This is a genomic window from Psychrobacter halodurans (assembly GCF_017498075.1).
Taxonomy (GTDB): domain Bacteria; phylum Pseudomonadota; class Gammaproteobacteria; order Pseudomonadales; family Moraxellaceae; genus Psychrobacter; species Psychrobacter celer.
The window spans coordinates 18,190-42,636 of the sequence record NZ_JAGBKN010000015.1; the positions used below are offsets into that span (position 1 = coordinate 18,190).

At 48.9% G+C, this 24,447-nt stretch carries 21 protein-coding genes; 13 read left to right on the top strand and 8 right to left on the bottom strand.

The features are described 5' to 3' along the window. Nucleotides 1-25 precede the first annotated feature (25 nt). From J3491_RS08010 to J3491_RS08035, 6 genes are all read left to right on the top strand, one after another. Nucleotides 26-1,570 (top strand): hypothetical protein, encoded by a 1,545-nt coding sequence (locus J3491_RS08010; protein WP_207969776.1) that lies wholly within the window; start codon nt 26-28, stop codon nt 1,568-1,570. A 204-nt stretch (nt 1,571-1,774) separates the two neighbouring features. Further along, entirely contained in the window at nt 1,775-2,011 is a 237-nt protein-coding gene (locus J3491_RS08015) for a PA3496 family putative envelope integrity protein (RefSeq protein ID WP_075100353.1), read from the top strand. A 267-nt stretch (nt 2,012-2,278) separates the two neighbouring features. Then, entirely contained in the window at nt 2,279-2,836 is a 558-nt protein-coding gene (locus tag J3491_RS08020) for a YecA/YgfB family protein (protein WP_075100354.1), read from the top strand. Nucleotides 2,837-2,932: 96 nt separating this feature from the next. Continuing rightward, nucleotides 2,933-3,379, top strand: coding sequence for a YbjQ family protein (locus J3491_RS08025; RefSeq protein WP_075100355.1), 447 nt, complete (start codon nt 2,933-2,935; stop codon nt 3,377-3,379). 44 nt (nt 3,380-3,423) lie between these two features. Beyond that, nucleotides 3,424-3,897, top strand: coding sequence for a YbjQ family protein (locus J3491_RS08030; RefSeq protein WP_075100356.1), 474 nt, complete (start codon nt 3,424-3,426; stop codon nt 3,895-3,897). A 302-nt stretch (nt 3,898-4,199) separates the two neighbouring features. Then, nucleotides 4,200-5,123, top strand: a complete 924-nt coding sequence (locus J3491_RS08035) for a bile acid:sodium symporter family protein (protein WP_207969777.1) — start codon at nt 4,200-4,202, stop codon at nt 5,121-5,123. Nucleotides 5,124-5,355: 232 nt separating this feature from the next. On the opposite strand, the gene J3491_RS08040 is transcribed toward J3491_RS08035, so the two are convergent. Continuing rightward, complete coding sequence (locus tag J3491_RS08040; RefSeq protein WP_207969778.1) at nt 5,356-6,369, bottom strand: formate/nitrite transporter family protein; 1,014 nt, start codon at nt 6,367-6,369, stop codon at nt 5,356-5,358. A gap of 295 nt (nt 6,370-6,664) precedes the next feature. Here J3491_RS08040 and J3491_RS08045 point away from each other — a divergent pair, with 295 nt between their 5' ends. The 4 genes from J3491_RS08045 (at nt 6,665) to cspE (ending at nt 11,488) form a co-directional block, all read left to right on the top strand. After that, nucleotides 6,665-9,622: a valine--tRNA ligase gene (locus tag J3491_RS08045; RefSeq protein ID WP_207969779.1), complete on the top strand. Its 2,958-nt coding sequence runs from the start codon at nt 6,665-6,667 to the stop codon at nt 9,620-9,622. A gap of 204 nt (nt 9,623-9,826) precedes the next feature. Next, nucleotides 9,827-10,312, top strand: coding sequence for a hypothetical protein (locus J3491_RS08050; protein ID WP_207969780.1), 486 nt, complete (start codon nt 9,827-9,829; stop codon nt 10,310-10,312). Between the two features lie 310 nt (nt 10,313-10,622). Continuing rightward, the gene (locus tag J3491_RS08055) at nt 10,623-11,045 is read left to right on the top strand and encodes a YbaN family protein (protein WP_207969781.1); all 423 of its coding nucleotides are present in this window, start codon (nt 10,623-10,625) and stop codon (nt 11,043-11,045) included. A gap of 233 nt (nt 11,046-11,278) precedes the next feature. Continuing rightward, nucleotides 11,279-11,488, top strand: coding sequence for a transcription antiterminator/RNA stability regulator CspE (gene cspE, locus J3491_RS08060; RefSeq protein WP_025644841.1), 210 nt, complete (start codon nt 11,279-11,281; stop codon nt 11,486-11,488). A 206-nt stretch (nt 11,489-11,694) separates the two neighbouring features. On the opposite strand, the gene J3491_RS08065 is transcribed toward cspE, so the two are convergent. Then, entirely contained in the window at nt 11,695-12,780 is a 1,086-nt protein-coding gene (locus J3491_RS08065; RefSeq protein ID WP_207969782.1) for a YeiH family protein, read from the bottom strand. Nucleotides 12,781-13,208: 428 nt separating this feature from the next. On the opposite strand from J3491_RS08065, the gene J3491_RS08070 reads away from it, so the two are divergent. Then, nucleotides 13,209-14,144, top strand: coding sequence for a LysR substrate-binding domain-containing protein (locus J3491_RS08070; protein ID WP_207969783.1), 936 nt, complete (start codon nt 13,209-13,211; stop codon nt 14,142-14,144). A gap of 116 nt (nt 14,145-14,260) precedes the next feature. On the opposite strand, the gene J3491_RS08075 is transcribed toward J3491_RS08070, so the two are convergent. Together J3491_RS08075 and J3491_RS08080 are read right to left on the bottom strand one after the other, a co-directional pair. Next, complete coding sequence (locus tag J3491_RS08075) at nt 14,261-14,722, bottom strand: universal stress protein (RefSeq protein ID WP_207969784.1); 462 nt, start codon at nt 14,720-14,722, stop codon at nt 14,261-14,263. 99 nt (nt 14,723-14,821) lie between these two features. Then, nucleotides 14,822-15,283 carry a universal stress protein gene (locus J3491_RS08080; RefSeq protein ID WP_207969785.1) on the bottom strand — a complete coding sequence of 154 codons (462 nt, stop codon included), beginning with the start codon at nt 15,281-15,283 and terminating at the stop codon, nt 14,822-14,824. 304 nt (nt 15,284-15,587) lie between these two features. Between J3491_RS08080 and J3491_RS08085 the strand changes: the two genes are divergently transcribed. Then, nucleotides 15,588-18,665, top strand: coding sequence for an insulinase family protein (locus J3491_RS08085; RefSeq protein ID WP_207969786.1), 3,078 nt, complete (start codon nt 15,588-15,590; stop codon nt 18,663-18,665). Nucleotides 18,666-18,791: 126 nt separating this feature from the next. Here the strand turns inward: J3491_RS08085 and J3491_RS08090 are convergent, their stop codons facing one another. Next, nucleotides 18,792-19,355 (bottom strand): NUDIX hydrolase, encoded by a 564-nt coding sequence (locus tag J3491_RS08090; RefSeq protein ID WP_075100367.1) that lies wholly within the window; start codon nt 19,353-19,355, stop codon nt 18,792-18,794. Nucleotides 19,356-19,897: 542 nt separating this feature from the next. Between J3491_RS08090 and J3491_RS08095 the strand changes: the two genes are divergently transcribed. Continuing rightward, nucleotides 19,898-20,635 carry an NUDIX hydrolase gene (locus tag J3491_RS08095; RefSeq protein WP_207969787.1) on the top strand — a complete coding sequence of 246 codons (738 nt, stop codon included), beginning with the start codon at nt 19,898-19,900 and terminating at the stop codon, nt 20,633-20,635. A 32-nt stretch (nt 20,636-20,667) separates the two neighbouring features. Here J3491_RS08095 and J3491_RS08100 read toward each other — a convergent pair whose 3' ends face one another. From J3491_RS08100 to nhaA, 3 genes are all read right to left on the bottom strand, one after another. Further along, complete coding sequence (locus tag J3491_RS08100; RefSeq protein ID WP_207969788.1) at nt 20,668-22,023, bottom strand: oxygenase MpaB family protein; 1,356 nt, start codon at nt 22,021-22,023, stop codon at nt 20,668-20,670. Nucleotides 22,024-22,063: 40 nt separating this feature from the next. After that, a complete protein-coding gene (locus J3491_RS08105) occupies nt 22,064-22,645 on the bottom strand; it encodes a DUF2799 domain-containing protein (RefSeq protein WP_172953127.1) in 582 nt (193 codons plus the stop codon). A gap of 218 nt (nt 22,646-22,863) precedes the next feature. Next, the gene (nhaA, locus tag J3491_RS08110) at nt 22,864-24,069 is read right to left on the bottom strand and encodes a Na+/H+ antiporter NhaA (RefSeq protein ID WP_207969789.1); all 1,206 of its coding nucleotides are present in this window, start codon (nt 24,067-24,069) and stop codon (nt 22,864-22,866) included. Nucleotides 24,070-24,447: the final 378 nt, after the last annotated feature.

Here is a 24,447-nt window from a genome sequence, read left to right on the forward strand (position 1 = left end):
TTTATCCAAAAAAGTTTACCATATCATGACGTATTTAGCGCCGCGGCAAGGGTTGTTTGCCATTATTCTTCTGGTTAGTTTTTGTTTGCAGACACTGCTATTGGTCATCAGTACTGACCAGCAGTTGAGCAAAAGTCGTGCGTTAAAAGGCGAACAGATGGTCGCACAACTGATAGATGAAGCGAGGCTGTCGTTAGAAAACAAAGACCGTGTCAGCCTCAGTGTCATCGCCAATCGCTACACCAGTGAGCAGGACGTGACACGTATTTTGATCAAAGACAGCAACGATGATATCTTGGTACCAGTAGGCAACGCACCGATGCAGCAGGGCGATACCATCCGTCAAATCGCTACCAAAGGCGATGCGGTCATCGGTAGTGTGGCGCTGACGCTAAAAGATATCAGCAAGGGCGAGATTATCGCCATGCAGTGGCCGTTTGTCATTGGTATGCTGCTTCTGCATCTATTGCTATGGCTGATTTATGGTTATCTTGCACGCCCGACCAAAGAGCAAATCAACGCCATCAGCCGTGATATCTCAGAGCTACACCGCGAGCAGTTTAGACAGCTCGATCAGCGAGGCGCTGAGCGCGATTATGATCGTAGCAGCTATGAGGACGACCGCCGCGCCGCAGACGTTGAGGCGACACAGAGCACAGTTGACAATACAACCACCGCCGATGCCAGCGCTGCGGTACGTACGCTAAACATTCATGGCGCAGTCAATAGCTATATCAGAGGGCAGCAAGGCGCAACGTCTGCAGATGCTGATACTCGGACTAATAGCGAGCATGACTTGGATATAAGTGCGGATATAAATGCAGATATCAGTGCTGGTATGAAGGACGATGTTGATGCGACGTCTAAAGCAGACTCAGCCCATCATACAGAGGATAGGCCATCAGAAACAAGCCATGACCAAAGCATAGGCAAAGCGGCTCGTGGCAGCGCACGCCTATCAGCCACGCGTACGTTTGATAGTGTCAGGGTACAAATTGTCTTTCATGATGAGTTTAATATGCTTGAGCGTCTAGCGCCCGCCCAGCGCCTACCATATCTGGCGCTATGTACACAGCTGCTCAACCAAGCGACGACCGAGCTACTAAAACAGCCGCTACTGCTCGGTGTCAGCATGATAAATGAGCCAAGTTTTGATGATAAAGGAGCCAGCGTGCTGCTCAAAGCTGACAACAGCCACGCCAAAGTAGCGCTGGCAGGCGTGATGCTGGGCAAGCTGTATTTGATGCTCAACAAAATCATCCATGATAAGCATATCGAGCTGTCACGTTTTGCGCTGCCTGCCAAAGCAGGTGTCAGTGATGATGCACAAAGTGAAGCCATGACGCATCTGCTGCACGGTATCGGCAAAAAAGAGCAAATGCTGATCTTATTGCCCAATGCGGGCCTCAAACAAATCAGCCACCATGTACAGGTACAGAGCGTCATGCGCCCAACGACCGTCTATGAGCGTGAGTGTGCGATATTTGATGGGGGCAATGATGCGATGATTCAGCGGTTGGCGGATGTGCGTAATGCGGTATTGATGGTCGACAATCAAGAGGCTTCTTAAGCATAAGTGCTCATCAAGAGCGCTGTCTTGTACCGATGTAGTCTGTACAATTGCCTATAGTACTGCTTGGCAAAGAGATTTGGCCGCGATTGGGAAATATGCCATATTGACAAAAAGGATTGACAACTCTCAACAGAGACTTTATAAGGCATATATATATTGATGTATTTTTTATACCTTTGCTAAAACTGATAGGAGTTTGTCATGAGTGACGCTGATATTGACGACGATTTTGATGATGACTTTGTCGATGATGATGATGCAAAGATGGTAGAAGAGGCTGAGACAAGTGTGCGCACACGCTTAAGTAGCCTCGAAAAGCGTCGATTGATCGATAACTTGCTCGAAGAAAAGCGTTTGGCAAGAGAACTAAAAGACGATCTCGATGATCTCGACGATTTCGATGAAGACGACGATGATTGGGACGACGACGATATCTGAGCGGCTACGTCATAGTGCCGGTATTTTTTTCTGTCAGCAGCATTCGTTTGTCGCTCTAGCGCCGTATGTTTGTCAACTAAAGCCTTTTAATGACCGCTCTACAGCAGCGCTTCATCCCTCTATTGAGATTTGGCGTTGCCTGCTTTTATTTTTTATCATGACGGTTTGGGGGCGTAACTTTTAACAGTCGCTTTCTTGCCCCCTCCATCATCGTGCCTATCTTCGATCGTTTTGCGATTGACACCCCTCATTTAAGGATTTTAACTCATGAGTGATCCATTAAGCTTTGACGAATTACTAGACTACTTAGATACCCAAGAAAACCCCTACGTCCTCGATAGTGTCGCCGCCCATGGTTTTTTGACCGCTACCGTCATCGGTCGCCCGCTGCCTAATTGGTTGGATGCATTTTTTGAAGGTCATGTGAGCGAGATTCCAGAAAACGTCGTCGATGGTATCAAGCGCTGGCGTGCCGCTATCATGGCTGAGCTAAAAAACGAGACACCCATCGAGTTGCCTTTCAACGAAGACGCTGGTGATGAGGAAGTGGCGGTAGATTTCTCCGATGAGTCAGACATCGTCGCTTGGTCGATTGGTTTTGTCGATGCGATGTATGGCGAGGAAGCCAGTGATTGGTTTGAAGATGAAGAAACCAGCGAGGATGTGGCGGTATTGACGCTACCGATGATTGTGCTCAGTGGTATCGATGATGAAGATCCTGAGCTGGCCGCCATGCGCCGTGATGAAGACAAGCTGGCACAGATGGCCAATAGTATCGAAGGCAATCTGACCGAGCTGTTTTTGTTGTTTCATACCAACGACTGATACCGTACCTAGATCGTCCCGTGTGTCAGTTCTTTTAAGTAGCAACTGTTTTAACAGACAGTCGCCGCTGTTATTTTGTATGCATAAGGTAATATCATGGCTTTGCAACTCTCCAATCTTGAGCATCTACCAGGGTATCAGATCACTGAGCGTTTGGATGTGGTCTATGGCAGTACGGTACGCTCAAAACACGTCGGCAAAGACTTGTTTGCTGGGCTAAAAAACATCGTCGGCGGCGAGCTGACCGCCTATACCGAGCTGTTAGAAGAGTCGCGCCAAGAGGCAATCGATCGTATGGTGGTCAAGGCCGAAGCACTGGGCGCAGATGCGGTGGTGGGCTTGCGCTTTTCGACCTCTAGTATCGCTCAAGGGGCCTCCGAGCTGTTTGTCTATGGTACGGCGGTCAAGGCCGTACCGATGCCGGATCCAGCGTCTCAGCCTTCCCATCGTCACGATGATTCATCACGCCCGCCGCAAGCCGCGCCCACCCAGCCAAGCGCAGTGCCAGCTGATGACTTACCACGTTTCAACCCTTTTGGTTAACCACCTAAAAAGCCTATCCGCTTTTTTATAAGAAGAGACGTGTCATGAACCAGTCATTCACCCAAATGCTTATCAACTATGCGCCGCTCCTTATATTGTTTGTGGTGGGGTGGTTTTTTGGCACCCGTCATGAGCGTCAGCATCTAGCGCAGCTACGCCAAGCTGAGCAAACGCTGGGTCATATCGTGGTCTCAAGCGAGCGGTTTTATCGTCCCAAACTGGCGGCGGACACGCAAGGTGAGCTGGTGCTCGGTAGCGTCGTGATCGCGCAGGATTATTTTAAAATGATCGTCGCGCGGGTGCTGAGCATCTTTGGCAAAAACCTAACCACGTATGAGACACTGCTGGATCGCGCGCGCCGCGAGGCCATCGTACGTATGCGCACTCAGGCACATGCCAAAGGCTACAATCACATCTATGGTTTGCGCCTTGAGGTGACCAATGTCAACCAGCTCGGTAGCATGGTGGAGGCCATTGCTTATGGCACAGCGGTGCATAGTATCGATGACACGCTCTAATTGTCTTGCTGTTGCGCTTTATTTGCCTTCCTGGTTTTCCTTCTTAGTTTGCTCTCCTTTCTTAGACCGTTACATCTGACTGATGAGTCGTTGAATAAAACAGATAAAGCTGCTTTTACAACGATATACTTTGTTATACCGCTCCATGAGGGGGCGTATAGACACGATGGCATGGAATGCTGTCATACACCGGCCCACGCAGGGTCTTATATCCGGTCAAAAAACAATACACAGGTGCTGACGCTTTGCGGGCGACTGCTGTTGCGGGTTTTTGGGCGGGTAGTATCTACAAGGATGTGGTTATGGAAGGTCTGGAAATTGTCACCTTAGTCAACTCAGTTATCATCCCCATTTGTTTGTTTTTGATTATGATGGGTATGGGTCTCACTCTCGTCGCCAATGATTTTAAACGCGTTTTAACATATCCCAAGGCAGTTGGTATCGGCTTGACCAATCAGCTGTTGTTATTACCGCTCATCGGCTTTGCATTGGCCAATATCATGCCTCTAGAGCCTGAATACGCCGTCGGTGTCATGCTGCTGGTGCTGTGCCCAGGAGGCACCACTTCCAATTTATTTACCTATCTGGCCAAAGGCGATGTGGCGTTGTCAGTGACGATGACGGCGATTGCCAGTGTCATCACAGTCTTTAGCATTCCTGTGGTGCTGAGCTTTTCGCTGGTTTATTTTATGGGTGCTGGTAGTGCGTTTGAGTTACCTGTCCTAAAAACCGTGCTGACTTTGGTGGTGTTGACCATCGTGCCTATCAGCCTCGGTATGCTGATCAAACGCTATGCGCCGCGTATCGCTGATAACTCTCAGGTCTATGTGTCGAGATTTGGGGTGATATTTTTGACGTTTTTGGTGGTGTTTTTAAGCTATGTCCAGCGTGATATCCTCGTGGAGGCGCTACTCGCGACAGGCCCTGTATCGTTGCTCCTTAACCTCTCGACCATGGCGCTTGGCTACTATAGCAGTAAATGGTTTGGTCTAAACTTGGCACAAAGAACGTCGGTAACCTTAGAAGTCGGCCTACAAAACAGCACGTTATCTATCTTTATGGCATTGACCCTATTGGCCAATTATAAAATGTCGATGACGCCTGCGATTTATACCCTCATCATGTTTTTGACTGCTGGTATCTTGGTCAGAGTTTTTGGCGCTAAATATCGTCAGGTAAAGCGCTCAGAGGTGGAGATGAGCGTCTTAGCTGCGCGCCGCTTATAACTGGCTATAAAAGCGATCCGAGTCACCCTGTGTCGCCCTGTATTGATTTTATAGGGCGTTGACCAGCGCTAAAGTCACCGTGCATCGATACTTATAGGTCATCTATTTTAAAATAGGTACAGCGCTACGAGTGTTTAGCTTTCTTTGCGCGCTGTGCCGACGCTGCTCGATGCTGCGCAAAATAATACCAGTGGCATATGACACAAAGTGTGCCAATGTTATATCGGACTGACTATATTTTGTCGTCGGTCTGCTCTTTGACACGCTCCACTTCAAATAAAAAAGCGCGGTTTTTTAGTATCGCGACAAAGACCACGCCGCCCATCGTATTGCCAGCCAGCACCACTATCAAAAACAGCAAATAGCGCCACAGACTGACGGTATTGCCATATAGCAGGGCGGAGAAAATCTCGATGTTGCCGACGATGCTATGATGCAGTCCCAAAAAACCAATACTACCGGTGATTAGCGTCACCAAGACGATACGGCTAATGGTATCGCGCGCTGAGGTCACAAGCCATGCCGCGATGCCCATCATCCAGCCTGCCAGTACGGCACTGCCAAAAATGACCCACCATCTAAACCCCAAAATATGCTCAGCATAAGCATCGATATCACTGGCGCCAAACAGTTGCATATTTAGGCCAAGGCCAATCATCAAGGCGGCAAACAGGCAGCCGCCGACGATATTGCCTGCGATAACGATGCCCCATAGCCTTAGCAACTTGTGCAAGGGTTCGATTTTGTTTAAGACAGGCAGGCTTAGGAGGGAGGTCTGCTCGGTAAATAATAGCGACTGGCCGATGACAACGATGATAAAGCCCACCGGATACAGCAAGGAGGCGAGGACGATGGCATACTCGCTAGGTATGACGGCGCTCAGTAGCGCAAAGGCTGATAAAATCATAAAAAAGCTGATGCCAATCTCAAACCCTGCGGTAAAGGCGCTGGTAAATAATGAGCCCAAAGAGCGCTCAAAGGTTTCTTTGGCATGTATCACTTGCTCGACTAAGATACTGGCGTAGCTTTTTGCTTGGCTTAGATTGTCATCGCCTGCGACTTTTTTGATGGTTTCTTTGTCTTCATCGCTGATTTCTTTGGGTAGGTCTTCATCTTTTAGGGTCTTAGTCGCTTGTACCTCGCTGTCGTCTGGCGTATTGTCAGGGCGCGCGATATCCTCTGCGGTAGGCTTATTGCGTGATGGGTCGGCTTGGTAGGCGTTGTTATTCTCGGTATCTTTGGGCACAGTAAACTCGCTGGTTATGGGACAATGATGGGGCGCTACCGACTGGCAGAAGGTCACGGCCAATATATAGACAGACGTTATATGCTATAGCATGACTATAACGTATTATATTTGCCAGAGGGGGGATTGCTGTTCGTTAATTGTTTAATGAATGCGCCCCAAAGCCGATAAATTGCCTTAGCATCTAACAAAATCTGGCCATCTGCGTTAAAATCATTCTATCAATCCCATCGCTTACGTTTCATGTTATTTGTTTGACCGAATTCATTCATTATTAATAAAAGATTATTCTATTATGAGCAATCCTGAGAATCATACCAACAGCACAGCCAACTTGACCGAGTCTATTCAAGCCGCCTTGAGCCAATTAGAAAACGCTTACAACCCAAAGGATGTCGAAGCGGGCATGTATCAAGGCTGGGAGGAGAGCGGTTATTTTGCCCCGACTTTTGATAAGGATGAGTCGTTTTCTATCGCCTTGCCGCCGCCGAACGTCACAGGCTCGCTGCACATGGGGCACGGCTTTAATAATGCCATCATGGATGCGCTGACCCGCTATCACCGTATGGACGGCGACAATACGCTTTGGCAACCGGGTACCGATCACGCTGGTATCGCAACCCAGATGGTCGTTGAGCGCCGCCTAGAGGCGCAAGGCATCCGCCGCCGTGATATGACGCGCGAAGACTTTATCGATAAAGTCTGGGAGTGGAAAGAAGAGTCGGGCGGCAACATCACCCGTCAGATTCGCCGCCTTGGTAGCTCGGTGGATTGGTCGCGTGAGCGCTTTACCATGGATGATGGCTTATCAAATGCGGTCAAAGAAGTGTTTGTACGCCTATTCGATGATGGCTTGATTTATCGTGGTAAGCGCTTGGTCAACTGGGACCCTAAATTTCAAACCGCGCTGTCTGATTTAGAAGTAGAAAACGTCGATGAAAAAGGCAGCTTGTGGCATTTCCGCTACTATTTTACCGATACAGACATCACCACCCAAGACGGCAAAAACTATCTGGTGGTCGCCACCACCCGTCCTGAGACATTATTGGGTGATACCGCCGTTGCGGTCAACCCAAGCGATGAGCGCTATGCGCATTTGATCGGCAAGACCATTACTTTGCCAATCACAGGCCGCGTGGTGCCGATCGTGGCCGATGATTATGTCGAAAGCGACTTTGGTACAGGCTGCGTAAAAATCACCCCTGCCCATGACTTTAATGACTATGAGCTGGGTCGTCGTCACAGCTTGCCACTGATTAACATCTTAGATGAGCGTGCCAACATTTTGCCTGAGATGGAGGTCTATGCTGATTTGCAAACGCGCGAGCCATCGCTTGAGACCACGCCGAGCGAATACGCTGGGCTTGAGCGTTTTGCGGCGCGCAAACAGCTGGTCGAGCAAGCGAGTAGCGAAGGCTGGCTAGAAGACATCGAAGACTACGCGCTAAAAGCGCCGCGTGCCGAGCGCGGTGGTACCATCGTCGAGCCGTGGCTGACTGATCAGTGGTATGTTGCCGTCAATAAGCTGGCGGGACCAGCGATTGAGGCGGTCGAAGATGGTCGTATTGAATTTGTCCCTGCACAGTACAAAAACATGTATATGGCATGGATGACAGACCTGCAGGACTGGTGTATCAGCCGTCAGCTGTGGTGGGGTCACCGTATCCCAGCGTGGTACGACGACGCGGCAGGTGAGGTGTATGTCGCACGTAGCGAGGCGGAGGTTCGCACTAAATACAATCTAAGCGACGATGTTAAATTGCGCCAAGATGATGATGTACTTGATACGTGGTTTAGCTCAGGGTTATGGACCTTTAGTACATTAGATTGGGCAGACCCTAAGGCCGATCCGCGCGTGATGCAGACTTTTCACCCGACCAGTGTGCTGGTGACCGGTTTTGATATTATCTTCTTTTGGGTGGCGCGCATGATCATGATGACCATGCATTTTGTCAAAAACGAAGATGGTACGCCGCAAGTACCGTTTAAGACCGTCTATGTCCATGGCCTAGTACGCGATGGCAATGGTCAAAAAATGTCTAAGTCGAAAGGTAATGTCTTAGATCCGATTGATTTGATTGACGGTATCGATCTAGAAGCGCTGGTCGAAAAACGCACCAGCAATATGATGAACCCCAAAGACGCGGCGAAGATTGAGAAGCAAACGCGTAAAGAGTTCCCAGAGGGTATCCCAGCCTACGGTACCGATGCGCTGCGCTTTACCTTCACCTCTCTTGCCAGTACTGGCCGCGACATCAACTTTGATCTCAAGCGCGTTGAGGGCTATCGTAACTTCTGTAATAAAATCTGGAACGCCAGCCGCTTTGTACTGATGAACTGTATCGATAATGACGGTAACGCCAAACCTATCGACCAAGCGGCCAACATAGATGTTTGGGAATTACCAGAAAAATGGATCATGAGCCGTCTCAACTCGACGATTAGTAATATCCATCAGCACTTTGCCCAGTATCGCCTCGATATGGTCAGCCATGACATTTATGAGTTTATCTGGAACGAATACTGCGACTGGTATGTCGAGCTTGCCAAAGCCAGCCTCAATGACGACTCGGTGACAGACGAGCGTAAAGCGCAAATCCGCTACGTGCTGCTGCATGTGCTCGAGACGGCGCTGCGCTTTAGCCATCCGATCATGCCGTATCTGACCGAAGAGATTTGGCAGACTGTCGCGCCGCTGCTGAACCGTAAAGATACTGACAGCATCGTCGTCGCAGCCTATCCTCAAGCTGATAATGCGCAGATCAGTGAACAGGTGGAGGCGGACATGGCATGGCTACAAGAGCTGATCGCCAGCATCCGTAATATCCGCGGTGAGATGAAGCTGGGTAACGCCGTACGCCTGCCAGTATTGCTACAAAATATCTCAGATGAGGAAGAAGGGCGGCTATCACGTATCAAAAACCAGTTTAAAGCACTGGCCAAAGTCGAGAGCTTAGAGATCGTCAAAGAAGGTGATGAGGTACCATTATCATCATCAAGTATGGTCGGTCAGCTACGCGTGCTGGTACCGATGAAAGGTCTAATTGATCCAACGGCTGAGCTGGCACGTCTGGACAAGGCGCATGAGAAGCTACAAAAGCAGGCCGACGGCATCGCGCGTAAGCTGAGTAATGAAGGCTTTGTCAGTAAAGCACCGGCGCCAGTGGTCGATGCGGAGAAGGCAAAACTGGCCGAGCTAGAAGGGCAGCTTAAAACGATGACAGCGCAGATGGCACAGTTAAAGGCGTTGTAAATAAAGCGTAAATATCTATAGTAATAAAGAACGCTGTCACAATTGTGATGGCGTTTTTTTGTGAATATTGTTAACGCTCATTCTCATGTTTCGACCAATGTGCCATGATTAAAGAGTGATATGCTATCTGTCTTAAAGTGCTAAGGTAAACCATTTATATAACTTTTATAACCCATCAACTCACTCATAACTAAAGGACGAGCCATGAGCCATTATCTTAAGATTACCGCTGCCATGCTAGGCGGAGCGTTGTTTTTATCCGGCTGTGCCAGTACTGGCATGTCGCCATCATACCCAAACGATCAGGTCAATAACACCTACCAGTTGCCACAACAGATCTACGACGGCTATTGGGCGATGACAGCAGGGATGGGCGGTCAAGCTGCTGTAGTTAACTTTCGCCGAGATGGCACAAGTTACAACTATCGCTTCAAGTGCTATACCGATGGTAGCTATCATCAGCAAGCGGCTGTAGAAAAATATAACCTAAAGCCTAACCGTACCGCAGTAGGGCTACAATACGAAAACGAGCCAGTTTTCTCCCAAGTTAAGGTCATAAAGCTGACACCCAAACAAACGCTGGTACTCAATCAAAGCTTTAGCGACCCCGAGTTGCAGCAAGCCTATCCAAATGGTCAAGAGTTCACTTACACCTACAAGCCAACCTTAGAGCCAGTGTGCTTATTGTAATGACGCTATAGATATTGCTAAGTAGATAGATAGTTAATCCATTTATATGACACATGCGTTAAAGACCGCTATCAATAAAGCAGCGGTCTTTTTGCTTCATTTGCGATAGGGCGATAGGCCTAACTTACCCAACCACTAACCAAACATACCGATTGATAGCAAAACCCTCATAAAAATAGTCTTGTAGCATATCTCCTGATACGGCATCCTTAGGGAGTTCTATAAGCCACCGTCTTTGTCATAAACTTGCCGGCCAAAACCTGACTATCTGACACTATCCAACGATATCCACTATCCAACGACACCCTTTATGAGCCAAAAAAAGCACTTCTACTACCGCCCAAAGACCAATCAGCACCACAGCCCGACAGTGCGTTGGACATTTGTCATATTAGGCTGGTTGTTTTTTGTGCTGGGTATTATCGGCATCTTGCTACCCGTGATGCCGACTGCGCCTTTTATATTACTGGCGGCAGGGTGCTGGGCACGTAGCTCGCGGCGCTTTCATTTTTGGCTAATCAATCACAAATACTTTGGCAAATACGTCCGTGATTGGGAAGAAAATCATGCAGTACCGCTTTATGCTAAGTGGCTTGCGACCATCATGATGGCGATATCGACTGTCATGTTGTTTTATCGTCTGCCCGCTGATATGACATGGGCGGCATGGCTAGTAGCACTGGTTTGTAGCGGGGTTATCGTCTATTTGTTTCGTCTGCCAAATGCCGAATAAAGTCGCCAATATAGGGCAATAGTTAAGTCCAGTTACATAAAACCTGAGATAAGGCTTGCGATACTAGGATGTTACCCCTATAATACATCCAAGCTTAAGAGCAGTTCTGCACCAAATCATTACCTCGTAGTATTAGTTATAATCCTTCGTTTTAATATTTATCGTTCAGTAGCTATTTGCAAGCGTTATCGGTCTATTAGACCACAAATAAATTAAATATCAGGGTTATGACTATGTCAGACGTTCAAAAAGGTACAGTTAAGTGGTTCAACGAAGCTAAAGGTTTTGGTTTCATCGCTCCAGAAAACGGCGCAGACGTTTTCGCTCATTACAGCGAAATCTCAGGCTCAGGCTTCAAAACTTTGGCTGAAGGCCAAGAAGTTGAGTTCACTGTAACTCAAGGCCAAAAAGGCCCACAAGCACACAACATCGTTGCTATCTAATTTGTCTTTTATAGATAAATAAAGCAAGATAAAAAAACGAACCTTTTGGTTCGTTTTTTTTCGTCTGCAATTATAGATTGTAGGTTATAAGATTATAAATAGTTGTCGTCTATGATGGCTATCATCGCTTATGCAGACGAGCAATAAAAAAGACCAACGACTTCACTATCGTTGGTCTTTCTAGTTTGAGGTAAATGAGCTGCAAGTTAACCAAATGAGCTGATAGCGATATTGATCACCCCGCCGCCGAGCAGCAACCAAGCAAACATCACTGCTCCTAAAATCAGCGGCTTGACGCCAGCTTGTTTGATAGCGCTCATATGTGTGGTTAAGCCTAACGCAAACATCGCCATCGTCAGCATCACATCATCTAGCATCACCATACTTTGCTCAAAGCCATCGGACATCGGTATCCAAGTGTGCAACAGCACCACCAAGATAAAGATAAAAGCAAACCAAGGGACATTCACTTGTCGCACACGGCTCATTAGGGAAGGTTTGTCAGCTTGACCGCTACCAGATGAGGTCAAGGCAAATGATAAAATAAGCAAAAATGGCGCGAGCATCATGACCCGTATCATTTTGGTGACGACCGCGGTATTACCGACCTCGGTGCTCACCGCGTTACCTGCGACCACCACTTGCGCCACTTCATGAATGGTGGAGCCGGTATAAATACCGTATTGCTGGGCATTTAGCCAAGGTTGTAACCAGCCAAGCTGATATAAAAAAGGATACAGCAGCATGGCAATGGTGCCAAATACCACTACCGTCGCCACAGCGATCGTCACCTTGTGCGCTTCGGCCTTTACCACAGGCTCTGCGGCGATGACTGCCGCCGCCCCGCAAATGCTAGCCCCTGAGCCAATCAGTAGTGTCGTTTGCTTATCGACCTTTAGCCATCTGGTACCGAGCCAGTAAGTCAATAAAAACGTCGAGGTCAAGACCAGAGCATCGGTCATGATCGCTGGCATTCCGACACTGGAGACTTGTGTTAAGGTCAGCTTAAAGCCATAAAAGATAATGGCCAGACGCAATATTTGCCCCTTAGCAAAGGCCACGCCCATCTGTAAGTGCTCCGCGAACTGCGGGTAGACGGTATTGCCCAGTACCATGCCAAGCAATATCGCCAGCGTCAACGGAGAGAGGCCAACGATACGGCCATTTGACCAACTATCGATGCTGGCATCCAACCACAAGCACAGCAAACTACCAAAGAACACCACCACCAGCCCTGCTAAGTGGCGGTTGCGCGGGCAATAGTGATTCATTGACTGTGTAAAAGCATACATGGCTCGTCGTCCTCATGGCTATAATCAAAATAAGCATAAGCTTATGAGTAGACAGTATAAGACAAGCCAACTTATAATAAAAACAGATTAATAAAATAGAAGCTATCGAAAATATAGGTAAGAGTGGCGTGAAAAACACCTCTATTAAAAGCAGAGGTGCCAGCAGTGACGAAGGCGTTGTTAAAACAAGCTTATAGTCGATCCTAAATAAAACAGATACATTATATATCAAGGTGGAACTGGTCTAAATTCTCCTTGCGTGCTGTGCCTACGCTGCTCGATGCTGCGAAAAATTTATCCCAGTCCCACTGTGTCTTTTACTATACTGAATTCACTATAGTAAAAGACAGATTGTTAAATCTGTTGTGTATTAAAAAATATAGGTCGTGTGACATACATCTACAGACGGATATAAGGCAAGCGAGACAATGAAAAAAGCCATGCAAACGCTACCGAAGATTACCCTAAAGCAACTGGCGGTGTTTGTGAGTATTTATCAAACTGGCAGCACCAGCCGCGCCAGTGAAGCGCTGCATCTCTCGCAGTCGGCCGTCAGTAGTGCGCTGAGTGAGCTGGAGGCGCGTCTGCAGATGCCGTTATTTGAGCGGGTCGGACGTAGGCTCAACCAGCACCCCAATGCTCATCCTATTTATATACAAGCGCAAGCGATCTTAGAGCAGTCATTGACGCTGGAGCATTATCATAAGTATCAAGCCGGTCAGATTCATATTGGCGCCAGCACCACCATCGGTAACTATGCCTTGCCGCCGCTGCTGGCCAAGCTGTATCAGGTGCTGCCAGACGCTCGTGTCGATATGTATATCGCCAATACGCAAGAGGTGGTGGCGGAGGTTGAGCAGTTAAATATCGATATCGCGTTGGTAGAAGGCATGCCGCGCCCCACAGATATTAAGACCATCGAGCAGCGCGCATGGCGGACAGATACTTTGATGATATTTGCCAAACGCGATAGCAGATGGCTGGCAGGTCTTGCAGACTATCAAGAGACTGAGCGTCTGTATCATATGACTCTTACGCAGTTGGCTAAACTGCCGCTACTGGTGCGAGAGGCGGGGTCGGGCACGCGGCAGATCATCGATGAGCAGCTGCTCAAACATCTGCCAGAGGCCGAGGTGATCATGGCAATTCAGCAGTCGGAAGCCATCAAGCATATGGTCAGTGCCGATATCGGTCTTGGCTGCCTGTCTCAGCATGTCATCGAGGCGGAGCTGGCAGCAGGAAAGCTGGTACAAGTAAAAGTCGCGGGTATCGATCTGTCACGGACGTGGTGGTTGGTCTGGCACAAAGCCCGCCATCAAAGCCCGATTTGGCAGACTTTTATAGATATGATACAAGACGATTGAGCAAACACAAAAAGCGCGGCGTCGTAGATACACCGCGCTTTTTTAGCGTTTGAGGTTTTGAGCGCGACTATTTGTGCGTTACGGTTTGAGCGCTATTAAGTAACGTTTTATTGGCGCTACTTGGATACGGGTTTGTCGAGTCTTACGACCAAGCTGTCGCATGGGACGTTGGGCAGGATATTGTCCGCCGTAGCACCGCTGATCCACGCGGCGATGCCTGTGCGCTTGTGTCGACCGATGACCAAGAGATCGACGTCGTGTTTGTGACAATAATTGACGATGCCTTCGCTGCTAGAGATGGCGGTGGTCACTTGCGAGTTGACGGCGTCTAGCTCATTACGCACCAAAAACTGCGCCAGCTTTGCCCGTGCTTCTTGGCAGCGCTCATCATCGATCTCATCGTATAAGCTCGAGGCGGGGACCAACTCATAACCAAAACCGACCATGGTGTCTTTGACGATGTGCAGTACGGATAGCTTAGCGCCTGGGCGGTTATCGACGATACGTTTGGCCTTTTGTGCGACGATATCGGCATCAGAGAGTAAGTCGGTGACCAGTAGTATGTGTTCGTAACTCATAGCGTCTTCCTCATGTCAGATAGTATTTACTATAGCACTACTACAGAGCGCTGTTAAGTCGTCATCAGGTGTCATCATACAGATGATGCAGGCGGCGTATTACTCTGCAAAGGGCTGGTCGAGCTTGACCACCAAGCTGTCGCAAGGAATATTTGGCAAGATACTGTCGGCCGTCGCTTTGGCCAACCATGCGGCGATACCATGACGCTCATGGCGGCCGATGATGAGCAAATCGACTTGATGGTCGCGGCAATAATTGACGATACCTTTACTGTTTGAGATAGCAGATGTCACCTCAGAGTTGACCGCCTGCAGCTCATTACGCGCCAAAAACTGCGCCAGTTTTTCTCGTGCTTCTTGCCAGTGCTCGCCATCGACATCGCCTGATAGGCTGGAGGCTGGCACTAGCTCAAAGCCAAAGCGCACCATGTCGTCCTCGACGATATGCAATACAGACAGCCTCGCTTCAGGAGAGCCTGCAAGGATACGTTTGGCCTTGAGTGCGACGGCATCTGCATCAGACAACAAGTCGGTGACCAGTAAAATATGTTGATAGCCCATCATCAGCTCCTATTAAGACGTTTATTTTATAGTAGCAGTGGTGGCGGTGTTTGTTAAGGGTTAAATCCATTATTTTTTTATGGATATTCCCAGATAGACAATCTTGATAACCCCCTAAGTGACTTAGCATTTAACAGACAGCCCATAAGACTGTATTGATCAAGCGACTTACAAAACGACCTGTCAATCGACTCATAAAGAGAAGGGGCGACGTAGAATATTAACGCTCAGATCGCTTGACTTATCAAAACAGCAGCCCCATCTACTACGGCACCCTATATATTATAATTTGATAAGGATCACTATGACTGACACGCCATTTATCGCCGATCTAACGCTTCATCCAGCGTTTGAGTTGATTGAGCATCGCCATATCGAGGCGTTGTCAATGGACGTGCTGATCAGTCAGCATGTCAAAACCGGCGCGATGCATTATCATTTGGCGCACCCAAGTGATGAAAACGCCTTTTTGGTTGGCTTTCGTACTCAGCCGATGGACTCAAAGGGCGAGGCACATATCTTGGAGCATGTGGCACTGTGCGGCTCTAAGAAATTCCCAGTACGTGATCCGTTCTTTTCGATGATCAAGCGCTCATTAAACACGTTTATGAATGCGATGACCGCAGCCGATTGGACAGCGTATCCGTATGCCACACAAAATAAAAACGATTACTTCAATTTACTTGCTGTGTATCTTGATGCGTCGTTTTTCCCCAATATTCATCCGCTTGACTTTGCTCAAGAAGGTATCCGCGTAGAATTGGACGAAAATGACAAACCGCAGTTTAAAGGTATTGTCTTTAATGAGATGAAAGGTGCGATGAGCGGCGAGATCGACCAGCTCTATCATACGGTCGCTCATCATTTATTCCCGACGACCACTTATCATTATAACTCGGGCGGTGATCCTGCGGATATTCCTGATTTGACCCACACCGAGCTTGTTGAGTTCCATCAAAGCCATTACCATCCATCAAACAGCGTGATTATGAGCTTTGGTAATATTCCGGTCGCCGAGACCCAAGCGCGGATTCATGATGATGCGTTAACTCAGTTCGCCGCGGGTAAAAAACACGTCTCACGTCCAGAGCAGCGCCTGCCTGCGCCAATCAGCGCGGTCGACACTTATACGGCTGACGAAGAAGGCCCTGACCAAACCCATCATGTGGTGGCGTGGCTGCTGCCATCGATTACCGATCCCAAGCAGCGTCTAGCTTTGCGTTTGCTAGAAGGCGTGTTGGTCGAGCATGCTGGCTCGCCATTGCGTGCGTATCTCGACAGTCATCCGCTTGGCAAAGCGCCAAGTCCGCTATTGGGACTCGATGACAGCCATTATGAGATGGTATTTTATACCGGTCTACGCGGCTCCAACCCTGAGCATGCCGAGGCAGTAGAGCAGGGTATTATGGATTTACTGACTAAAGTGGCCAGTAAACCGATCGATGATGATACGATTGAGACCATTTTGCATCAAATCGAGATCGATCAGCGCCATATCGGCGGTGATAGCATCCCTTATGGTTTAAATTTGATGCTCGAAGGCTTTAGCACGGCCATTCATGATGGCAACCCGATCGACGTCTGGGAAGTGGATGAGCATTTGCAGTGGCTGCGTGAGCAAGTAAAAGACGCACAGTGGCTACCAAATCTTATCAAAACCCATCTGCTCGACAATCAGCACCGTGTGCGCGTGACGCTAACGCCAGATAGCGAAAAATCAGCGCGCCTTGCTGCAGCAGAGCAGACCCGTCTCGATACCATCGCGATGGACTTGAGCGCTGATGATAAAGCCATCTTAAAACAGCAAGCCCTTGATTTGGCAGCGCGGCAAGCAGCGCCTGATGATTTAAGCCTATTGCCAAAAGTCGGACTGGAGGATGTCCCGACCGATATCAGCTTTAAGCAAGGCACGCAAAAGCAAGTGCGCTTAAGCGGGCAAGACAGTACGTTGTTTGAATATGAAGCGGGCACCAACGGCTTGTATTATTATCAAGTGATTGTGCCGCTGACCGATGCCATTGGCAATCAGGACACCAGCAGTCTGCCTGTGAACGAGGTGATCAATCATCCACTGCTACCGATTTATTTAAGCCTACTATCAGAGCTGGGTACTGACTCGATGAATGCTCATGAGATGCAGGCCAAGCAAGCGGCGCACTCTTCTGGCGTGACGGCGCGTATCAGCCAGCGCACCAGTATCGATGATAGCCAAACGATCAGCAGTTATTTTGTGGTGGCGACCCGTGCCCTCAACCGCAAGACTGAAGCGATTGATTTGCTCAAAGAGGTCATGGAGCATAGCGTCTTTAGCGAGCATGACCGTATCAAAGAGATTTTGCAGCAGCGTCAAGCGGGCTGGCAGTCGAATTTGGCTGGCTCTGGGCATTCTTATGCCATGCAAACCGCCAGCCGCGGTATGAGCCGTCAAGCGCAGCTTGAGTATGTGCGTAGTGGCTTGCCTGCACTAAACGCGCTAAAAGACTTTTTGGCGCATGCCAGTGATGATGACACGCAGTGGGATAAATTGGCAACCAGCCTGATGGACTTGCACCAGCGCGTGATCAGCTTGCCCAAGCATGCCGTGATCATTTGTGAAGCTGAGCAAACCGAGCGCTTAAGTAACTTAATCGTTGATAGCTGGAAAAACAGCCAAGCACCAAAGATTGCCGCACAATTAAATGACTCTGATGCGACTATCGAAGACACTATACCAAGTGAGTTTGCCGAGCTGCACCTTGCGGCAGCGTTAAATGGCGAGACAGACGCCATTAAGACACGAGAGAGCAGCGCTGCGCTCGATGTTGAGGACTTGGCATGGCTAGTACCGACCAACGTCTATCATAATGCCAGCGCTTATCGTGTGCCAGCGGCCGATCATCCTGATACCGCCGCTTTGATGGTATTAGCGCCGTATCTGCGCAATGGCTACTTGCACAGCGCCATCCGTGAGCGCGGCGGTGCTTACGGCGGCGGCGCAGGCTATGACGCCAATGCCTGCGCTTTTAAATTCTTTAGCTACCGCGACCCGCAGTGTGCTGAGACTTTTGCGCATTTTGAGGCCAGTATTGAGTGGCTACTAAATGAACCGCAGACCGATGAGCAGCTAGAAGAAGCCATCTTAGGTATCATCTCGGGTATGGATAAGCCAGGCTCTCCAGCTGGCGAGGCGGTCAAAGCCTGCTTTGCTGATCTGCACCATCGCGGTGTTGACTGGCAACGTAAGATGCGCGCCGCCATATTGGATGTGACGGTGGCGGACCTACAGCGTGTGGCCAAGCAATACCTGCAAGGGCAACAGCATGTACGTGCAGTACTAGCGCCTTATGATAAAGAAGAAGCCGTGAAAAACCTCGGCTTTAACGTTTGCAAAATAAAGAGCTAATGGTATTTTTTGAATAAAAACCAATCTGTCACTGTAAGCATTTATGAAGCAGACAATACTAGGTTATTGTCTGCTTTTATAGTTTGTGGTAAAAAGACTGATGGTTGAGCCAACGTTTAAAGGCGTTTAAAAACGTTTGATACTCAAGTCTTTGCCAATCATATCCTGATGAATAGGAAACTCAGACAATTGGCTGAACTGCTGGCGATCGGCAAAGTAGCTTCGTAAAGTGCGGCGCACCGCTTCAAAGGCGAGACTATCCCACGGGATGTCTTCTTCGCTAAACAGCGCACAGTCAAGGCTTTCAGAGCCGACACCATACGCACCGTCTTTGAGATCGGCCAAATAAATCGAGTATATCTGTCCGATGTCTGGCAGATCATAGATACAGTACAGATGAGGGTTTAACACCACCGCATCCGCTTCTTCGTAGCTCTCACGCGCGGCGCCCTCTGCCATGGTTTCCCCATTTTCCATAAAGCCTGCCGGTATCGTCCAAAGACCGTATTGCGGCTCTATCGCGCGGCGGCATAGCAGCACTCTGTCTTTATGTACGACCAGCGACCCACAGATGACTTTTGGGTTTTCGTAGTGAATATAGTTGCAATTTGGGCATACCAAACGCGGCATATTATCCGTGGCTGGTATTTTTCGTTCTGCTTGATGACCGCATTGGAGACAATAGCGCATATCAACTGCCTTTATAAATGTAGTAAGCGTAAGAGATAAAGAGTCAGTATTCCTAATGGCAAAAATACCCCGTCATGGTCAGGCGCGCACGCCCTTCATACGTTGGTTTTTTTGTGTGCTATCAGGATACCGGTAAAGCGGTGCTGCAAGATGTTATTCTAATAAGCAAGCACCGCCTTAAGATAGCACACATTTTGCTCGTAGCGCAGCATGATAACAGTAACGCTGCATATCGCTGGCGGGTCATAGTCTGATAAATGACAGCAAAGCCCGTGGTATCGTGGCATCGTGGCAAGCCATCATTGCCGTTTATCATAAGCGGTCACGCTAACCCATAAAACACATTGACTTATAAAAACAATACGCGGCGCCTGTCTGTCGATACGATTTGAGACGTTCATGGCAAACACCTCATGACGAATACCTCCTGACAAATGAACAGTCACACAAATAGCATGCAGCTGCATGAAGAGTACGCTAGTCTACAGCTAGTCACGCCACATATTGATAAAAACGTATTGATAAAAACATAGGGCAAGATCATGTTACTCCCTTCCCAGACTGTGCAGTTAGATGAGCAGTCAGTTGCTATACCACCTTTTATTCGCTATCCGACACTCAGGCAATTGACCGAGCGGGTTCAGCAAGAGACGTTAAATGCGTTGGCCGATTCAGCGCTGCATACCGCGCAGCAAATCTCTCGCAGCGCGCGTGTCTTAGACAGTCTATACCAGACGCCCATTGCCGATGCTTCGATACTGGTGGCCATCACCCATGAGCGCCATCCCAAGCTGCTTTTGACGCGCCGCGCCGCGCACATGAATAGCCATGCAGGCGAAGTCTCTTGCGCTGGCGGTAAATACGAGATAGGGGATGGTAATAATGTCGTCACAGCGCTACGTGAGGCCTGTGAAGAGACGGCACTCCCGCCCAACAAGGTGCAGTTAATCGGCCAGCTACCCATTCAGACCTCCAAAAGCGGCATGAGCGTGCGCCCAATCGTGGCTTTGATCGCGCCTGATTTGGTACTGGTACCTGAAATCGGTGAGATATCACGTATTTTTTGGGCAGATTTTGAGGCGTTACTCACGCAGCCTACCGTTGAGTATGCGATAGAATATGCCATGCAAGATCAGGTGGCGACGATACTTACGCCCAGCTGGCAGGTCGATGGCGAGACGGTCTGGGGGCTGACAGGCCGCGTCATTGCCAGCTTATTAGAGACAGCTTTTGATCGGCAGTTAGAGTGGTATTACCGCGTGCAAGACAGCCGATTGTAAGATTGTAATGAGCTGAGCCGACAGCTGCTGCGTCATTGATAATAGGCGTCGTTTTTCTTGAGCCACCAGTTCATATTGTCTTGACGTTTGGCGCGAAAGGCTTCTAGTTTGGCGGCTACCGTTTGGTTGTGCTGACGGGCGGTATCGAGCGCAAACAAAATAGGCACGGAAGATAAGACACCAAACCGAAGCTTTGATTTTGGTAGCGCTAAGCCGTCCCCGATATCATCACCGACCAGAGTACGTGTCACACTGGCATTGACCATCTCTACAAAACGTCCGCGGCGATTGTCTTCGCCCATCAGTTGCCGCGGCAGATCGTGTAGGGCTTTTGCTAAAGGTCGTCCCATCTCAAAGTCTAGCTGTTGAATGGACAAGTAAGTGTAGAGCCACTCCCAGCAGGCGGCCTCATCCTTTGGCAGGCGTTCTAAATCCACACCCATCCAGTAACTGGCAAGATTCCATAAATGCAAAATCCCCTCGGCCTCCTCGCTACTGATACGCGCGCCAAGCAGCCGTAGCCCGCGCATAATCAGTAACGAGAACTGCAGATGAGTGGCAATCATATCAGTTTGGTTGATCGGTACACCCCAATAAGCAGTGTTCCAGCTGCCATCGGGGTTGCGATGCTGATCGGCCTCTGTGACGACGCCTTTTACCGCGTTGTTTTTGCCGCTGAGCAAGTTTTGCCGTACGAGCGTGTGAATCTGCCGCACCTGAATAGACTGACGCCAACCCTCAGAGCCGATCGCCAAAACGCTATCGATAGGCACTCGTGCGCGCGGCATACGTGTGCTTGTTTTGGGCAATAATGGATGCTCAGAGACAGCCAAAATATAAGCATAAGTGCGCATGAGTCTTGGCAGGGCATCGTGCATCAACGCGCCGGTTTGGATCAGTGGCAGCGATAGGGCAGGGATGCTATAACCTGCCATCAATGCCACATTTCGTAGCAGCCAAATCAGCATCAGCGGATAGCGCCGATAGGCGACGGCCCCAGTCTGTGCAAGCTGTGGATCAAACCAAGTAGGATGATCGCTAAACTGCTCAGCCAGGGCACAAAAGGACGGATGAGCTGCGAGTTTACTGTCGGTTTTGTTATCGAGGATAAGCTGCTGTAAAGGTTTGGCAAAACGCAGGCCGTCAGCCGCGAGCGTATCTGTCAGAGGGTCACCGATGTCGTAGCCTGCGACCATCTCCTCTAATAAATCTTGCGAGATGACAAAATCTTTGGGCAGCAAATAGCGTTTGATCCGCTTTAAGACCTGTAGGTCATGATGATCATCAATCGCTGTGGTACGCCCATGACGCTGATACGATGCAAAGGTAGGTTGGCTCGGTTTGGACGCGCGCGCTGACTGTGTCTGCGCTGTGTTGTTTGGATCCATAGGTAGAAAATGCCTTTATTGGTAGGCTTTTTATTATGGCCTAATATTTAGACGTGTGGTTGAGCATATCGAGCTGCCTTTGTGTGTCATCGAGGCGACGTTTGATCGACCCAAGCTCATCGGCCAAAAACAACAGCCGTTTGCGAGCGTCTTTTTCGTTGGCAAAGTCTAGCATCGCGCCGCTCTCAAGCTGATCAAACTCTGCTTGATACTCATCTAATAGGCGTCTGTCTGTGTCGAGCTGGTTGTCTAGACGATAGTAGGCTAGGCCGTGCTGATTGGCCTGTTGAAGGTGATTTACCATAGCAGCAGGGCAGACGTTGTTTAACCTGCGCCCGCGGCGACCGACATTGTACGCATTGGTGCTCGTACAATATTGCTGCAGACCAAGCTTGCGGCCGCGCTCCCACGCAAGATAATCAGGGGTCACATGCGCTTTGGCACAGGCTTTGCTGTGTGAGGCGAGGCGCTCTGAGGAGTAGCCTGCCACGCCATCGTTATAGCCTATCGTTTGCCAATCACCGATCAGGCATTGTTGTTTGGAGAGAGTCGCGCATGATAGTAAAAACATACTGCCAAGGATAGGCAGACTAAGCGATATAGGTCTGATAAGTCCTTGCATGGTCATCTCCTAAAACTGCTGTTATCAGTTGCGCCCAGTGTGCATCTAGATGTCACGAGGCGAGGTGTCATTGCGCTTACTGCCTTTATCCAAACATGGCTTGTGGTGCTGGTTTTTCTACGGTTATTGTTTTTTACTGTTAAGGCTTAAAGAAGAAAGCAGTGAGCTATGTGTTGGCTAAATAACCGCAAAATAGCTCGCCTTCTTCTGATGATGGATTATGGCTGAGGCCGTGTCAAATCGACTGAGGTGCCACTGACGTGATCTTTTAGGCTAACTTTTAGCATTAGGTAACCTGCAATCCCAGAGACGATAGAGCCCATGATGATGCCTAGACGCTCATCAAATAACGCGGTGTCGCCTGCAAAAGCAAGGCCCCCGATAAATAAGCTCATGGTAAAACCCACACCGCAAAGCAGAGCAGCACCATAAATTTGCTTATAATTCATGCCCTTTGGCATGGTTGAGATACCGAGCTTGAAGATCAACCAGCACATCGCCATGACACCCAACTGCTTACCGATAAATAGACCGGCGGCAATCCCCAGCGGTACAGAGTGAAACAGCTCTGCAAAACCTGCGCCTTTGAGAGAGATGCCTGAGTTGGCAAAGGCAAATAGTGGCAAGATACCAAAAGCCACAGTGTTGTGTAGGTCGTGCTCTAGCTCTTCGACAGGGGAGTGCTCAGGGTCAGTGCGATCAAACATAGGAATAAACAACGCCAACACCACGCCTGCTAATGTCGCATGGATACCCGACTTAAGGACGGCTATCCACATGATGACGCCGATGAGTAGGTAGGGGGTGATACTGGTCACGTTGCGACGGTTTAGCAAATACAAAAATGGCAAGCATAGCCCTGCAAAGGCCAATGACTCAAGGGATAGTTCGCTGGTATAAAACAAGGCAATGATCAAAATCGCGCCGATATCATCAAAAATAGCAATCGATACCAAGAATACTTTGAGGGAGTTTGGGACGCGACTGCCAAGTAGGCTTAAGATACCGAGGGCAAAAGCGATATCTGTGGCGGCAGGAATGGCCCAACCTTTCCAAAACTCAGGCTCGCTATAGTTAAAGAGCAGATAGACTGCAGCGGGCATGATCATCCCGCCGATGGCCGCGCCTGCTGGCAAAATGATTTGTTTGACATTGGACAGCTCACCGATGAGCACTTCGCGCTTGAGCTCAAGGCCGACCAAAAAAAAGAAAATTGCCATCAGGCCGTCATTGATCCAATGATGGGCGTCTTTGGCAATCGCAAAATCACCGATTTGAATGGCAACAGGGGCATGAATAAAGCCTTCATACCACGTACTCAAAGGGGAGTTGGCAATGATCATCGCAGCGATGGCAGCCAGTGCTAACACGATGCCGCCTGCTGCCTCAAATTCAAAAAATGCCTTAATCCTTCGTATTGCCATATTACCCTCATTTCCTAAATACAAATTACTAAAAACGAATTGCCAAACAATTCAATAACCTCAAATATCGATGCGGCCGCTTAGCGCGCCATACAAACAGACAGCAACAGTTTCTCATACTCTGATTCATATAGACAACAAAATACGTCAACCCAAAGTCATAAGCACGTCTTGCTATATCCACAATAGCGATATTATAACGATGATAACACTGGTAAATATAGTGATAAGTCGTTACTGACTATCCAGCGCGCGTCACTATCTTTAGCCCATCTAAATGACTATCGATTGAATCGAGGGCATGTCTTAGACAAATCTAGCAGACTTTTTTACGTTTTTGGCTTTTTTTACGTTTTTATCTTTATAATGAGCGTCACT

What these genes read in the sequence shown, in the direction of transcription:
- J3491_RS08010 (WP_207969776.1), top strand. Translation starts at nt 26, where the DNA reads ATGACGTATTTAGCGCCGCGGCAAGGGTTGTTTGCCATTATTCTTCTG.
- J3491_RS08015 (WP_075100353.1), top strand. Translation starts at nt 1,775, where the DNA reads ATGAGTGACGCTGATATTGACGACGATTTTGATGATGACTTTGTCGAT.
- J3491_RS08020 (WP_075100354.1), top strand. Translation starts at nt 2,279, where the DNA reads ATGAGTGATCCATTAAGCTTTGACGAATTACTAGACTACTTAGATACC.
- J3491_RS08025 (WP_075100355.1), top strand. Translation starts at nt 2,933, where the DNA reads ATGGCTTTGCAACTCTCCAATCTTGAGCATCTACCAGGGTATCAGATC.
- J3491_RS08030 (WP_075100356.1), top strand. Translation starts at nt 3,424, where the DNA reads ATGAACCAGTCATTCACCCAAATGCTTATCAACTATGCGCCGCTCCTT.
- J3491_RS08035 (WP_207969777.1), top strand. Translation starts at nt 4,200, where the DNA reads ATGGAAGGTCTGGAAATTGTCACCTTAGTCAACTCAGTTATCATCCCC.
- J3491_RS08045 (WP_207969779.1), top strand. Translation starts at nt 6,665, where the DNA reads ATGAGCAATCCTGAGAATCATACCAACAGCACAGCCAACTTGACCGAG.
- J3491_RS08050 (WP_207969780.1), top strand. Translation starts at nt 9,827, where the DNA reads ATGAGCCATTATCTTAAGATTACCGCTGCCATGCTAGGCGGAGCGTTG.
- J3491_RS08055 (WP_207969781.1), top strand. Translation starts at nt 10,623, where the DNA reads ATGAGCCAAAAAAAGCACTTCTACTACCGCCCAAAGACCAATCAGCAC.
- cspE (WP_025644841.1), top strand. Translation starts at nt 11,279, where the DNA reads ATGTCAGACGTTCAAAAAGGTACAGTTAAGTGGTTCAACGAAGCTAAA.
- J3491_RS08065 (WP_207969782.1), bottom strand. Translation starts at nt 12,780, where the DNA reads ATGTATGCTTTTACACAGTCAATGAATCACTATTGCCCGCGCAACCGC.
- J3491_RS08070 (WP_207969783.1), top strand. Translation starts at nt 13,209, where the DNA reads ATGAAAAAAGCCATGCAAACGCTACCGAAGATTACCCTAAAGCAACTG.
- J3491_RS08075 (WP_207969784.1), bottom strand. Translation starts at nt 14,722, where the DNA reads ATGAGTTACGAACACATACTACTGGTCACCGACTTACTCTCTGATGCC.
- J3491_RS08080 (WP_207969785.1), bottom strand. Translation starts at nt 15,283, where the DNA reads ATGGGCTATCAACATATTTTACTGGTCACCGACTTGTTGTCTGATGCA.
- J3491_RS08085 (WP_207969786.1), top strand. Translation starts at nt 15,588, where the DNA reads ATGACTGACACGCCATTTATCGCCGATCTAACGCTTCATCCAGCGTTT.
- J3491_RS08090 (WP_075100367.1), bottom strand. Translation starts at nt 19,355, where the DNA reads ATGCGCTATTGTCTCCAATGCGGTCATCAAGCAGAACGAAAAATACCA.
- J3491_RS08095 (WP_207969787.1), top strand. Translation starts at nt 19,898, where the DNA reads ATGTTACTCCCTTCCCAGACTGTGCAGTTAGATGAGCAGTCAGTTGCT.
- J3491_RS08100 (WP_207969788.1), bottom strand. Translation starts at nt 22,023, where the DNA reads ATGGATCCAAACAACACAGCGCAGACACAGTCAGCGCGCGCGTCCAAA.
- J3491_RS08105 (WP_172953127.1), bottom strand. Translation starts at nt 22,645, where the DNA reads ATGCAAGGACTTATCAGACCTATATCGCTTAGTCTGCCTATCCTTGGC.
- nhaA (WP_207969789.1), bottom strand. Translation starts at nt 24,069, where the DNA reads ATGGCAATACGAAGGATTAAGGCATTTTTTGAATTTGAGGCAGCAGGC.